Source organism: Pandoraea sp. NE5, assembly GCF_024363545.1.
GTDB lineage: Bacteria > Pseudomonadota > Gammaproteobacteria > Burkholderiales > Burkholderiaceae > Pandoraea > Pandoraea cepalis.
The window spans coordinates 2897070-2910024 of sequence record NZ_AP025517.1 but is presented as its reverse complement, the minus strand read 5'-3'; the positions used below and the strand labels follow the sequence as shown (position 1 = coordinate 2910024).

The 12955-nt window shown below is 62.5% G+C and carries 11 protein-coding genes and 1 pseudogene; 2 read left to right on the top strand and 10 right to left on the bottom strand.

Annotated features, from left to right (window positions below; translation table 11 throughout):
* Window positions 1-7: 7 nt before the first annotated feature.
* The gene (locus PanNE5_RS13305; RefSeq protein ID WP_261938124.1) at window positions 8-1342 is read right to left on the bottom strand and encodes an MFS transporter; all 1335 of its coding nucleotides are present in this window, start codon (window positions 1340-1342) and stop codon (window positions 8-10) included.
* A gap of 134 nt (window positions 1343-1476) precedes the next feature.
* Here PanNE5_RS13305 and PanNE5_RS13300 point away from each other — a divergent pair, with 134 nt between their 5' ends.
* Window positions 1477-2496 (top strand): LysR family transcriptional regulator, encoded by a 1020-nt coding sequence (locus PanNE5_RS13300; RefSeq protein ID WP_261938123.1) that lies wholly within the window; start codon window positions 1477-1479, stop codon window positions 2494-2496.
* Window positions 2497-2552: 56 nt separating this feature from the next.
* Here PanNE5_RS13300 and PanNE5_RS13295 read toward each other — a convergent pair.
* Window positions 2553-3833, bottom strand: a pseudogene (locus PanNE5_RS13295) (IS4 family transposase).
* Between the two features lie 472 nt (window positions 3834-4305).
* On the opposite strand from PanNE5_RS13295, the gene PanNE5_RS13290 reads away from it, so the two are divergent.
* Window positions 4306-5415 carry a porin gene (locus PanNE5_RS13290; protein ID WP_261938122.1) on the top strand — a complete coding sequence of 370 codons (1110 nt, stop codon included), beginning with the start codon at window positions 4306-4308 and terminating at the stop codon, window positions 5413-5415.
* Window positions 5416-5498: 83 nt separating this feature from the next.
* On the opposite strand, the gene PanNE5_RS13285 is transcribed toward PanNE5_RS13290, so the two are convergent.
* Genes PanNE5_RS13285 through PanNE5_RS13250 form a run of 8 tightly spaced genes read right to left on the bottom strand, consistent with a single transcriptional unit; the run spans window position 5499 to window position 12935 of the window.
* A complete protein-coding gene (locus tag PanNE5_RS13285; protein ID WP_410007529.1) occupies window positions 5499-6236 on the bottom strand; it encodes a GntR family transcriptional regulator in 738 nt (245 codons plus the stop codon).
* 45 nt (window positions 6237-6281) lie between these two features.
* A complete protein-coding gene (hpxZ, locus tag PanNE5_RS13280) occupies window positions 6282-6680 on the bottom strand; it encodes an oxalurate catabolism protein HpxZ (RefSeq protein ID WP_261939845.1) in 399 nt (132 codons plus the stop codon).
* A 2-nt stretch (window positions 6681-6682) separates the two neighbouring features.
* Window positions 6683-7345 (bottom strand): cysteine hydrolase family protein, encoded by a 663-nt coding sequence (locus PanNE5_RS13275; RefSeq protein WP_261938121.1) that lies wholly within the window; start codon window positions 7343-7345, stop codon window positions 6683-6685.
* A 56-nt stretch (window positions 7346-7401) separates the two neighbouring features.
* The gene (locus PanNE5_RS13270; protein ID WP_261938120.1) at window positions 7402-9048 is read right to left on the bottom strand and encodes an ABC transporter ATP-binding protein; all 1647 of its coding nucleotides are present in this window, start codon (window positions 9046-9048) and stop codon (window positions 7402-7404) included.
* 2 nt (window positions 9049-9050) lie between these two features.
* Window positions 9051-9743 (bottom strand): cysteine hydrolase family protein, encoded by a 693-nt coding sequence (locus PanNE5_RS13265; RefSeq protein WP_261938119.1) that lies wholly within the window; start codon window positions 9741-9743, stop codon window positions 9051-9053.
* Between the two features lie 23 nt (window positions 9744-9766).
* Complete coding sequence (locus PanNE5_RS13260; RefSeq protein ID WP_261938118.1) at window positions 9767-10693, bottom strand: ABC transporter permease; 927 nt, start codon at window positions 10691-10693, stop codon at window positions 9767-9769.
* Window positions 10686-11801: an ABC transporter permease gene (locus tag PanNE5_RS13255; protein ID WP_261938117.1), complete on the bottom strand. Its 1116-nt coding sequence runs from the start codon at window positions 11799-11801 to the stop codon at window positions 10686-10688. The genes PanNE5_RS13260 and PanNE5_RS13255 overlap by 8 nt, the downstream gene beginning before the upstream one ends.
* Before the next feature lie 36 nt (window positions 11802-11837).
* Window positions 11838-12935 carry a BMP family ABC transporter substrate-binding protein gene (locus PanNE5_RS13250; protein WP_261938116.1) on the bottom strand — a complete coding sequence of 366 codons (1098 nt, stop codon included), beginning with the start codon at window positions 12933-12935 and terminating at the stop codon, window positions 11838-11840.
* Between the last annotated feature and the right edge of the window lie 20 nt (window positions 12936-12955).

The window sequence follows — 12955 nt, the reverse complement described above, 5'->3', positions numbered from 1 at the left end:
GACCGAATCAAGGCGCACCCACTTGCGGCGCAACGTCCGACATGACGCTTTCGGTACGCGACACACTCCGATACAGCGCTGCAGACGCCACCAGTGCGATCCCTCCTGCCACGGCGAATACAACTGCCATTGCATTGGGCAAGGCATCGGCACTACCGGCGAACAGGAGTCGCCCGACGAGGGCGATGAGCGTGGGCGAAAAGCCCTGACCCAGCAACCCATTCAACACGAGCACGATCGCCATGACGATGCCGATCGACTGCGTGGGCACGACGCGCGCCACGATCGTCGAGGTGACGGACATGAAGGTCCAGGAGAAAAGAACAACCAGCGCATCGACGATCCAGAACGTCTGCAGCGTTCCCGTCAGCACCAGCGCCACCGTGAGTACCGCAACGGCAATACTCGTCACCATGCCCACCCGGGCGACGCTGGTCAGCGCCGCCGCTCCGCGCTCCATCGCCATTCCTGCCAACCAGAGCCCGAGCGGCCCCATGGTCAGCAGCACGGCCCCCTGAATCAGCCCAATCTCCCTCATGCCGAGATGAAAGCGTCGAACGATCACGGTTGGCAGCCACGCCGCAAGGCCGAACGTGATGATGGCGTTCGCCACGACAAAGAGGAACAGCGGTCCGAAGATGGCACGATTCGCCCAGAGATACGTGGCGAGGTGGTGCGTGCGCCGCGGCAGGTTCGTCGCGCCGTCGCGTTGACGCCCCGGATCCTTGCTCAGGAAAATCATCACGCTCATCGGCACGCCGACCAACCCAATCAGGAACAGCGTCATCTGCCAGGCCGTCACGTTCCCAAGGAACGGGATGGTGTTCATACCGGACGAGTGGATGGCGCTCATCAACGGACCGCCAAGGACCAGCGACAATCCGGTGCCAAGCATCAATGCCATCGTATAGACGGAGAGCGCCCGGGCGCGGCGACTTTCGTCCACACCGTCGCGAATCAGTGAATACGAGGACGGGGGAATCAACGCCTCGGCCCCACCCACAATGACGCGCGCGGCCACCAGGACGGCAAAGGTGGTCGCTGCAGCGTTGGCCGCGACTGCCAGTGACCACACCAACACCCCGGCGGCAATGATCAGACGACGGTCGAATCGATCGGCCAGCCAGCCCGCCGGCAATCCCACCACGATATTGGCCACAGCAAATGCCGCCCCAATCAAAAAGCTGATTTGCACGTCGCTCACACCGAAATCACGCTGGATCGGCGCGACCATGAGTACCAGGATGTTCTTGTCGATCTGGGCCAGCATGGTCATCAGTGTCAAGGTGCCGACCAGCCCCCACTGGGCAAGCCGCGAGCCCGCCTTACGATACGCCTGCATAGGTTCATGTCTCCGTGATGCTTGTTGGTTTCCAGGCTATGGCTGCCTGTTGAGCCGATTATAGGTATCGCATGACATTTATATAATTTATTGTTTAAATACGGTGCATCCACACCGTAAATATCAAAAAGGTCATGCGATTCAATAAGCTCGATCTCAACCAACTCGTGGTACTCGATGCCCTTCTATCCACTCGCAGCGTCGGCAAAGCCGCCGAGCGTTTGTTCTTGAGCCAGCCCGCGACCAGTTGTTCGCTGTCCCGCCTGCGCGAGTATTTCGAGGACGAGTTGCTCGTGCCGGTGGGAAAAACGCAGGTACTCACACCGCTAGCCGAGGAGTTGGCAAAACCCGTGAGGGACGTCCTGCTCCAAATCCAGACGATCACGCGCGCACGTCCCACGTTCGATCCTGCGACATCGACACGTCGCTTCACGATAGAGGCGTCCGACTACGTGATCAGTGTGTTCCTGTCGGAAGTGGTCAAGCGGGCGACAACGCTGGCGCCCCTGATGCAGTTCGATTTGCGCGCGATCAGTCCGCAGACGCCCGAGCATCTGGAGAACGGCGAGGCAGAACTGCTGATCGCACCAGAGTTCGCCAAGGTTGCCGGCCATCCGGCGGAGCCTCTGTTCGACGACACGTTTTCGTGTCTCGTGTGCGCCGAGTACCGAATGGCGGGTGACCGGCTGACGGAAGACGAGTACTTCGACGCCGCTCATGTTGGTGTGGAATGGGGGGGCGGTCGTCGCATTACCTTTGACGCCCGCTTACTCTCCACGAGCAAGCGGACACGGCGCCAGACGGTGATCGCGCCAACCTTCACACTCGTCCCGGCATTGCTCGTGGGAACGTCTCGGATCGCCACGCTCCCCTCCCGACTGGCGCATCAAATGGCACAACGTTTCCCGCTTCGCGTGCTGGAATGCCCGGTCGGCATTCCAGCCTTCACCGAAAACCTTCAATGGCACAAGTTCCAAGAGCGCGATCCGGCTATCACGTGGCTTCGGTCACTGTTTCGTGAAACCGCGCAATGCCTCCCCCCCCTCGCAGGGTCCGGCGAAGAGGAATCCCATGGATCTCGCGGCGCGCCCCGGGAAAGTCGGGCAAAGCCGAGCACCGAACCGAAAATCAGGCGGACGAAAGCCGCCCGTTAGCCGGCGCCTGGTTCCATCCACGTTGCATCGACGCTGTCATGGTTTGGTCCATCGGCTTATACACAATTTCCAGCGTGACCGCCGGCACGTAACTTCTGCAATGTCTTGGCAGCGACATGAACCTCTTTGAGTCCAAGCCAAATAGCTTTCGCGCCGGGTTCGCCATCACCCTTGCGGCCGAAAAATCCGCCCAAGCGCGCGATCAAGCCCAACACCTCATTGAGTTTGGGCTTGGCCGGCTGCTTGACGTCGGTCAGCAAATAGGCGCCGCAAATTTCATCGACATCGAAGAACAGTTCGGCATCCAGATCGGGGCAACTGCGGCCCATAGGCATCAGATGGACGATTCGCCAAGCCACGACCAGAAACAGCGCCAGCGCGCGTTCTTGCCGTTCGATTGCACCCAACTGCAGCGCCTCGACACGGCAACCGTTCTTCAGCACGTTGAACAAGATCTCGATTTCCCAGCGCGCCCGATGCCAGTCGATCAGTTCAATCGCTTCCTGCCGCGTCGTGGCTTCGCGGTTGGTCAGCAAGCGCCATTCGATCGGCTTGACGCCGCCTGGTGCATCAAACTCACGCGCCACCAGGCACGTGGCCGCTACGCTTTGGCCAACGCCTGCTGGCAGTTCGATGCGCCGCAACCATATGTGCTGGCGCACTTGGCGCGCCTTCAAGCCGTGACGCGAGCCCATCGTGAAGGCAATCTCGCCGAGCGGTGCACCTTCTGTCGCCGCCGCCCACAGCCTCGCTCCCTCGGGCAGCGCGCGGTCGTGCGCCGAGCGAATCAGCGACGTACACAAGTCGCGTGTGCGGCAGGCTCGATGCCGTTTCCGCCACCCGCTCGTAACCCTCGATCCAGCGCAGGCTTTCCTTGAGGCCGCCGCGCTTGCCCTGCGCGTCCTTGGGCTCACGCGCCCACATCCACGCGTCGAGTACACCCAGCGGCACCCGCTCAGGCGTCACCGCATTGGTCGGATGCAAATACATCCCGCGCTGCATCTCGTAAGACAGTGGCCAAGGCACCCGGCCTGCCGGCCGTTGAAATCCACTTCCGTGGTGTCTTGCAGGCACAACACGACCGACCGAGCGGCCATTCGTTGTTCGGTCTGCCGCCAGTGCGGCTCCAGAATCGCACTCCACTCGACCTCGCCGTTGTCGAAGAAGCGGTACGCCGCCATCGTCTCGCCCCAGCCCAGACACGCCTGTGCCACGCCAGCCGTCGGCTTGGCTGCCAATCGCTCCATCAATGTCCTCGCTCGCTTGTTCAGGCGCGCGTCGCCAAGGTCGAGGTCAGCAAATTCGGTTTCCGTCCAGCACGGTGCTTCCAGGGCCAAGGCGTTCACGCAACAAGCGAGAGTAAACGCGACGCGCCGAAAGTTTACAAGCCCCCGGGCCATCTCATTGCTCGACGACCGTTTGTTCCGGCCTACGGTTGCGGAGGACAGACTTGTGTATAAGACGATGCCCCATCCGACGCAGATCGCGTCCATAACCGCTCATCATTGCCCCGCTGCGGGGAAATTTGCCCCACTAATGGTGCCCCCAACACGCCTGTGCGTCGTCGTTGCGCCACCGCCAAGCTCCCTTCGAACACGCACCACCCGCTTTGCATGAGCCGTTACAAGCGCCCGCCGAACGGCGGCCTCAACGGTGGCACGAACTGTGCTTCTACCAAATCGATCTTGTATTCAAGATTGGACGCATGAATTTCCCAGCGCAAACCTCCTGGGATTCTCACCGGTCCTGATGAGGCCACTTGCGTGGCGCCAACCCATCCTATGCCCTTTGGTAGAGACAGGAACACAGATGCAGAAGAGAGAGAAACTGAAACAAGCAGCGATTGGCCCAGCGCCGAAAATCGTCCTCAAGGCGAGCATCGCCGCAGGTCTGCTGGCCGCAGCGTCGTCGGCATTCGCACAGTCGAATGTGCAACTGTATGGTGAAGTCGACGAATGGCTCGGTGCGCAGCAATTCCCGAGCAGCCAGCGTTCCTGGCAGGTGTCCGGCGGCGGAATGGATACCTCGTACTGGGGCATGAAGGGTACGGAAGACATGGGCGGCGGTTACAAGGCTGTCTTCAAGCTGGAGAGCTTCTTGCGTGCCGAGAGCGGTCAGTACGGCCGCTTTCAGGGCGACACCTTCTTTGCGCGCAACGCCTATGTCGGGGTCGAATCTCCTTACGGTACTGTGACGGCCGGCCGTCTGACGCCCCCGCTCTTCATCTCCACGATCCTGTTCAATCCGTTCGTCGGCTCGTATGTGTTCTCGCCGATGATTGCCCACGTATACCTCGGTCTCGGTACTGGGCCAAGCTACCTGACCGATCAGGGCGTCACCGGCGACTCGGGCTGGAACAACGCGGTCCAGTATTCGACACCGGACTTCAACGGTATGAGCGGCAACGTGATGTATGCGCTGGGTAACTCAGCCAGCCAAAACGGCGCCAAGAAATGGAGCGCACAGTTTCTGTATTTCCACGGCCCGTTTGCCGCAACCGGCGTCTACCAGTACGTGAATTTCAACAGCGCCCCCGGCGATCTCGGCAGCTCGAACCCATTCAACCCGGTCCCATTCACAAGTCAGAGCGTCGGCCAGCTTGGCCTGTCCTACAATCTGAAATACGTCAAGGTCTTCGGTCAGTACATGTACACGTACAACGACCGGCAGGAAGCCAGTTGGCACGTCAACACCGTGCAAGGCGGCATCAGCGTCCCTGCCGGTCCGGGCTCGATCCTGGCATCGTACGCTTACTCTCGCGACGGCGGCGGCCTGGACCAGACACGTCAGACCTGGTCGTTCGGCTACGACTATCCCCTCTCCAAGCACACCGACATCTATGCGGCCTTCATGAACGATCACATCAGCGGCGAGTCGACCGGCGAAACCTATGGCGCCGGCATTCGCACGACGTTCTGATTGATCCGTATGCTCACGGGGCGCGCGCGCCCCTGAGCCGGTCGCCAACTGGGTGTCTCCACGGCACTCTCTCCCGCGAATCGCTACGAAACGAACGGCAGTCTCTGATCCCGAGCGGCGGCGAGCATCGACAAGGTGATCTTGCGGACTTCGAGCTTGCTTTGCGTAATGTGCGCGCGCAGAAGAATGGCCGCCTCGGACAGCCTGTTACGTTCAACGAGTTGCAGTATCTTGCCGTGCTCGTTGTAGGTTGCGCTGGTGCGATGCGATTTCAGAAAATCCAGCCGGCGCACGATGCGAATGCGCTCCGTCACCTCGTTGTGCACGCGAACCATCTCGCCATTGCCCGTCGAGGCCACCAGTTGTCGATGAAAATCCTCGTCCATCGTGAACATCGTGACGGGGTCGCTCTCCTGCTGCTCGGGCGCGATGCACCATACTGCCTTGAGCGCATCGATCGCCGCATGTGACACATTGCCCGCGCCCAACCGCTCGATCGACGCCAATTCCAGCACAATGCGCAGATCGTAGATTTGATCCAGTTGTTCGAAGTTGATCTGCGAGACCTTCCAGCCGCGCCGGAAACCCACTTCGAGATACCCCTCGCGCTGGAGTCGGAACAGCCCGTCCCGCATTGGCGTGCGAGACACCCCATAATGCTGCGCGATGTCGCTCTCGGAGAACCGATCGCCAGGAAAGAGCCGGAAGCTGAAGATATCGTCCTTCAGTTGCTGGTACACCTGTTCGGCAAGCGCATTGGGTGAGTTCGCCGCCGGCATGGCGCCTTCCGGCTTCTTGTCGCTTGTCTCTAATTCAGGCATCTCGCCGCATCTCCTAGCTGAGTTGTTCCATCCATTATCAGGCTTTCACGGGGTCGGGATAAGACTCACATGCGCGGCAACGATCTTCCAGCCGCAGCCTGCATCGGTCGACGAACCCAGCCGCACCCACGTTTGCATCTGTCGACCTAGCAGCGGCGTAGCGTCGCTTGTGAACTCGGTACCGACCGTGGCGTAGTCGGTCCCGAAGGTCGTCACGATCGTGCGATGCAGGCGCCGCGACACCGGCACCGGTTCACAGACAGTGCGCCACACGCGGATCGCGTCGCCACCGTGCTGCACTTCCGCGATCCCGTAACGCACCGTTTGCGGTGCATGCCAGAACAGCCCATTCATAGCCTCAACGTCATTTTCGACCAGCGCCCTTTCATAATCGGCAAAGGCCGCGGCGACTTCCGCGACGATGTTCGGTTGGTTGACGTCCATGCTCATAGGCCCATTTTCAACGCTGCAAGTGGCGCGGTCCACCCGACAATGCCGCCCTGCGAACGAATCATCTCGAGACTCACCTGCTTGAAGGCAGGAAAGTAACTCGCCGTTGCGTCTTCGATCAACAGGCATTCGTAGCCCCGGTCATTGGCTTCGCGCATGGTGGTCTGCACGCAAACTTCCGTCGTCACGCCAGCGAACACCAGATGCGTGATGCCGCGTCGCTGCAATTCGTCAGCGAGTGTCGTGGCATGAAACGCGCCTTTACCCGGCTTGTCGATCAACAGTTCGCCATCGACCGGCGCAAGCGCGTCCACAATTGCATTGCCCGGCTCGCCGCGAATCAGAATGCGGCCCATCGGCCCCGGATCGCCGATGCGCATCCGCGGCACGCCCCGCATCCGCTTCGCAGGCGGGCAATCGGAGAGATCCGGCGCATGCGACTCGCGCGTATGCACCACGCACCAGCCCGATGCCCGAGCGAGCGCCAGCAGTTCGGCGACGACCGGCACGATTTCCGCCAGCAGCGACACGTCATTGCCCAGCGAATCCCCAAAGCCGCCAGGCTCGATGAAGTCGCGCTGCATGTCGATGATGACCAGTGCCGTGCGCGACGGCTCGAACACGAACGGCCCCGGTAACGCGTTCACTTCGATTGCCATGCTTCAATCCTTCAATGGGTCGGCACGCATGACCGCTGCGCCAACACGGTTGTCGTTCAAACAGGCACGCGCCCGGCGTCGCGTCGATGCGCACCGGATGCCGCGTCGTCGGCATGGCCCGCCATGTGACGACCAAGCACAGCGCGCTCTGCACCCTCCGCTGGCGTTTCGAACACCGGCCGGCCCTCCGCCATCACGGCAATCCGGTCGGCCAGCTCGAGGAGTTCATCGAGATCCTCGCTGACGAGTAGCACCGCCGCGCCCGCATCGCGCGCCGCGATCAGCCGCGCATGGATATCGGCAACCGACGCGAAGTCGAGACCGAACACGGGGTTCGCAACGATCAGCACGTCCACTGTCTGGCCCAATTCGCGCGCAAGCACTGCACGCTGCACGTTGCCACCGGAGAGCGTGCCAATCGCACGCTCCGGCATCGGCGGTCGCACGTTGAATTCACGTATCAAACGCGCCGCGCGAGCGTGCATTGCACGACGGTCGAGCCGCCAGCCTCCATGGCAAAGCGGCGCGCGATCGAAGTCGCGAAAGGCCAGATTCTCGGCGATGCTCATGCCCGCCACGCACGCGTTCTTCAATGGCTCCTCAGGAATCGCGAACACCCGGCGTGCACTCATCTCGCCGCGCGTCGCCCGATACGGCACGCCAGCAATCCACATCTGCCCCGCCGCTAGACGCCGCTGCCCAACCAGTGCCTCCACCAGTTCCTTCTGGCCGTTGCCCGATACCCCGGCGAGGCCGAGAATTTCACCCGCGCGCACGGCGAGCGTGGCGTGGCGCACCGCCATGTGGCCGCGATCGTCTTCGATCGAGACGCCGCGCAGTTCGAGCCGCACGGCTGCCTGCGCGTCAAGCGGCCGGCGTGCCGCGCGCTGCACCACAACCTCCGCCCGCGCCGGCGCCGCGTCGGCCGATAGATCGGTCTTGACCGCGGACGCAGTTCCCATCATCCAACGCGCAAGCTGATCGCGGTCGGTATCGCGCACCGCCGCCGTGCCGACCTGGCGCCCCTTGCGCAAGACCGTCACGTCGTCGGCATACGCCATCACCTCGCGGAACTTGTGCGTGATCATCAGCACGGTAAGCTCCCCATGCGCCGCGAGGTCGCGCATCAGGCCAAGAACCTCATCCGCTTCCTGCGGCGTTAGCACCGAAGTCGGTTCGTCGAGAATCAGGAAGCGCTGGCGCAGATAGAGCTGCTTGAGAATCTCGAGCTTCTGCTTCTCGCCCGCAGCGAGTCCCGCCACCGGCGCATCGAGCGGCAGGCGGAAGGGCATTTGCGCCATGAAGGCCGTAAGCGCCGCGCGCTCAGCGCGCCAGTCGATCTTCCACGGCAGCCCGCCGCGCGCCAGCAGCAGGTTCTCTTCGACCGACAGGCCCGACGCGAGCGTGAAATGCTGATAAACCATGCCGATGCCGAGCGTCTGCGCATCTCGCGGCGACGCGATGCGCACTTCACGGCCGTTCGCCACGATCTGTCCTTCGTCGAGCAAGCCGTATCCGACAAGGCCCTTCACCAAGGTACTCTTGCCCGCCCCGTTCTCGCCCAGCAGCGCGTGAATCGTGCCCGGCGCGACCTTGATCGACACCCGGTCGAGCGCCCGGAACGCGCCGAACGACTTGGATGCCCCCACGACTTCGATGCCAAGCGCATGCGATCGGGACTTCGATTGAGCGACCTCAGCCATGATCAGCGCCCGAGCGCGGCGAGCAGCGCGCGCGAATCCGATACCGCACCGAACACGCCGCCTTGCATCGTGATCATGTGCAGCGCGGCATCGTGATTGCGCGCATCCGTGGCACCGCAGCAATCGGCGAGCACCGTACATTCGAAGCCGCGGTCGTTCGCTTCACGCATCGTCGTATGGACGCAGACGTCGGTCGTGATGCCCGTCAGCACGAGATTCTCGATGCCCCGTGTCCGAAGGATCAGCTCGAGATCGGTTGCGCAAAATGAGCCTTTGCCCGGCTTATCGATGACGATCTCACCCGGCAAGGGTGCGAGTTCTTCGATGATCTGCCAGCCCAGCTCGCCGCGCACCAGAATTTTTCCGCACGGGCCGACGTCACCGATGCCCACGCCGTTCATTCCCACACGGCGGCTGCGCCAGCGCTTGTTGGCAGGCAGGTCCGACAGGTCTGGGCGATGGCCCTCGCGGGTGTGAATGATCGTGAAGCCCTGCTCGCGCATCCGCGCGAGTACGGCCTTGATCGGCTCGATCGGCGCACGAGTGAGCGACAGGTCGTAGCCCATCTTGTCGACATAGCCGCCGTAGCCGCAAAAATCCGTCTGCATGTCGATGATGACCAGCGCCGTATTTTCCGGTCGCAGATCGCCGTTGTACGGCCACGGATAGGGCCTCGCGTCGATGAATCGGTTCATGGTTCACACTCCTTTATTCGGTATCAGCGCGTCAGGCTGAGTTCGCCCGGCGCCCCGGCAAGCGTGCGGTCTGGACGGCAGTTGACAATCATGATCAGTAGCGTCAGCGCGTAAGGCGCGGCGTTGTATAGGTAATAGCCGCTCGTCACGCCGATCGCCTGCAGCGCGGGACCCAGCGCACCGGCGGCCCCGAACAGAAGCGCTGCGTAAAGACAGCGCAACGGCTGCCAGCGCGCGAAGATCACGAGCGCGACCGCCATGAGGCCCTGCCCGCTCGAGAGTCCTTCGTTCCAACTACCCGGATAGACGAGTGACAAATACGCGCCGCCGACACCGGCCAAAAAGCCGCCCGCCGCTGTCGCGGCGACACGAATGCGTGTCAGCGGATAGCCCATCGCACGCGCGCTCTCGGCGTGATCGCCGACGAGACGCAGCGCCATGCCCCAGCGCGTGCTGCGCAAGCCCCATTGCAGGACGCACGCGAGCGCCAGACCAATCACGAACAACGGATTGATGTGCAGCGCGTTGTGGAGTTGCGGCGAGACAGCCCACTTGCCCAGATCGATCGACGCGAGCATCGGCGCCTGCGGCTCGATAAACGGCTTGCCAAGAAAGAAGGCAACGCCTGTGCCGAGCAACATCAAGGCGATCCCGAATGCGATATCGGACACACGTGGCAACGAGCAAATCAGTCCGTGCAAGCAACCGAGGAGCAGGCCCACGAGACCGGCGGCGAGCACACCGATCCACGCCGACCCGGCCCACCAGGACGCCGCATAGCCGCTCATCGCGCCGCACACGAGAATGCCCTCCAGGCCGAGGTTCACGCGTCCGCCCTTCTCGGTCAAACACTCGCCGAGGCTCACGAAAAGATACGGTGTACTCACACGAATCGCCCCCGCAAACAGCGACAGCAACAACACCACGACGGGGGAATGCATGTCAGGCATGGGTCTTCTCCAGTTGTGCCGACGCGTCGGACACGGCGAGCGATTGCAACGTCACGCGCCATGCCGCCATGCGCCCGCCGATCGCCTCCCACGCGAGCAGATTCGCGAACAGCAAACCTTGCAATACCAGTGTCGTCGCATCGGGCAAACCGAGCCGCCGCTGCAAGAGGCTGCCACTCGCCTCGATACCACCGATGACCACCGCGCACGCAATGATCGCCAGGGGATTCTGGCGGGCGGCAAAAGCGACGAGAATGCCGCTATAACCATAGCCCGCCAGCAACGAGGCGTTCGCGCTGCCTTGCACCGCGGCCACTTCGAACATCCCCGCCAAACCGGCGCCAGCGCCGCCAAGGACACAGGCACCAAGCGCAAGCATGCCGACGGGTAGCCCGACCAGACGCGCCGCCCGGAGGTTGCCGCCAACCACACGCATCGCAAAACCCTTCGTGCTGTGCCTGACGAACACCCACGCCACGACACATGCCAGCACGCCCCACAACAGGCCCCAATGCACTTCCAGGCCCGGCAGTGAGCCGATCATCAGCGCGTCGGGCACCGGCAGCGTCGACGGCTTGTTCAGACTTGCCGGATCACGCAACGGCCCTTCGACGAGAAACTTGAAGAGTGCGATCGCGATGTACGACATCAGCAGGCTGCCGATGGTCTCGTTGACGCCTCGCCATTGCTGCAGCGCGCCGACCGCACCGATCCAAACGCCCCCCGCGAGCATGCCTGCAAGCGCCATCAACGGCGCGGCGACGAGCCACGGCGTCCCCGCAGGCAGGCATTGCGGCACCACGGCGGCGGCCAACCCACCGAGCGCGAGCGCGCCCTCGCCGCCGATCACGATCAGCCCGACCTGCGCCGGCAGCGCAACGCACAGCGCCGTCAACATCAGCGGCGATGCGCGCAGCAACGTGCTTTGCCATGCAAACGACGAACCGAACGCGCCTTGAAAAATCAGCCCGATCGCGTCGAGCGCCGGTGCGCCCTGCACCAGCAGGAACAGCCAGAACAGCGACAGCGTGCTCGCCAGCGCGAATAGCGTGGGCAAGACCGGGAGCACCCCTAGCATCAGCCGGGCAGAACTCGCATTAGGACGCATGACCACACCTCGATAAATGGTCGAACCCCGCGTGCATCAGATCTGCCCCACCACACCCGCGACCAGGTAGTTCATACTCTCGAGCGTGTAATCGGTCTGCGGATGTTGCGTGCCGTTTGCGACCACCACGCTACCTTTGTTGTCCTTGATCGGCCCTCTGAAGATCACGAATCCGCCGGCCATCATTTTCGCTTTCACCGAGTCCGCGTTCCGCTTCGCATCGGCGCTGACCTTCGGACCATACGGCGAGGTCTTGACGAAGCCTTCCTTGAGGCCACCGCGCAACACGTTCGGTTGCGGTTTGCCGCTTTGTGCACCGGCGACCAGGGCCTTGTATGGCGTCGCCCAGGCCCATTCCGCGCCGCTCAGATAGCCCTTTGGCGCCAGCGCCGCCTGGCTTGCGTGATAACCGCAGCTCATTGCGCCGCGCTTCTCCGCCGTCTCGATCACCACCTTCGGACCATCGACATGGCAGGTCAGGACGTCGCACCCCTGATCGACCAGACTGTTGGCCGCCTCCGCTTCCTTGACCGGCATGGACCAGTCGCCGGTAAAAATCACGTGCGTCGTGATCGACGGGTCGACCGATTGCGCGCCAAGCGTGAATGCATTGATATTGCGCAGCACCTGCGGAATAGGTTTGGCCGCGACGAAGCCGAGCTTCTTGCTCTTGCTCATATGCCCCGCCACGACGCCGTCCAGGTACTCGCACTCGTCGATATAGCCGAAGTAGCTCGTGATGTTCGACGGATTTCCCGGCTTCCACAGTCCGCCGCAATGCGCAAAGTGAACGCGCGGATATTTCGCCGCCATTTTCAGCACATGCGGGTCGAAGTAACCGAACGACGTCGCGAAGATCAGCGTTGCCCCGTCCTGCTCGATCATCGCCTCCATGGACTTCTGCACTGCGACGGTTTCGGGAACGTTTTCTTCTTCGACCACCTTGACGTTCGGCAGCGTCTTGATCACGGCGGCAGCGGTCGCCTGTGCCTGGTTGTAGCCGTAGTCGCCACGCGCGCCGACATAAATCACACCGACGGTCAGTGGGTTCGCAGCGAATACCGATTCGAAGGGCAGCACGCTGCCGAGCGAGAGCAGGCCAGCCTGCTTGAGGAAGTGACGACGATGGTTCATGACGTAATCCGTTTGCGTGG

What these genes read in the sequence shown, in the direction of transcription:
- PanNE5_RS13255 (WP_261938117.1), bottom strand. Translation starts at nt 11,801, where the DNA reads ATGCGTCCTAATGCGAGTTCTGCCCGGCTGATGCTAGGGGTGCTCCCG.
- PanNE5_RS13305 (WP_261938124.1), bottom strand. Translation starts at nt 1,342, where the DNA reads ATGCAGGCGTATCGTAAGGCGGGCTCGCGGCTTGCCCAGTGGGGGCTG.
- PanNE5_RS13260 (WP_261938118.1), bottom strand. Translation starts at nt 10,693, where the DNA reads ATGCCTGACATGCATTCCCCCGTCGTGGTGTTGTTGCTGTCGCTGTTT.
- PanNE5_RS13275 (WP_261938121.1), bottom strand. Translation starts at nt 7,345, where the DNA reads ATGGCAATCGAAGTGAACGCGTTACCGGGGCCGTTCGTGTTCGAGCCG.
- PanNE5_RS13265 (WP_261938119.1), bottom strand. Translation starts at nt 9,743, where the DNA reads ATGAACCGATTCATCGACGCGAGGCCCTATCCGTGGCCGTACAACGGC.
- PanNE5_RS13270 (WP_261938120.1), bottom strand. Translation starts at nt 9,048, where the DNA reads ATGGCTGAGGTCGCTCAATCGAAGTCCCGATCGCATGCGCTTGGCATC.
- hpxZ (WP_261939845.1), bottom strand. Translation starts at nt 6,680, where the DNA reads ATGGACGTCAACCAACCGAACATCGTCGCGGAAGTCGCCGCGGCCTTT.
- PanNE5_RS13300 (WP_261938123.1), top strand. Translation starts at nt 1,477, where the DNA reads ATGCGATTCAATAAGCTCGATCTCAACCAACTCGTGGTACTCGATGCC.
- PanNE5_RS13285 (WP_410007529.1), bottom strand. Translation starts at nt 6,236, where the DNA reads ATGCCTGAATTAGAGACAAGCGACAAGAAGCCGGAAGGCGCCATGCCG.
- PanNE5_RS13290 (WP_261938122.1), top strand. Translation starts at nt 4,306, where the DNA reads ATGCAGAAGAGAGAGAAACTGAAACAAGCAGCGATTGGCCCAGCGCCG.
- PanNE5_RS13250 (WP_261938116.1), bottom strand. Translation starts at nt 12,935, where the DNA reads ATGAACCATCGTCGTCACTTCCTCAAGCAGGCTGGCCTGCTCTCGCTC.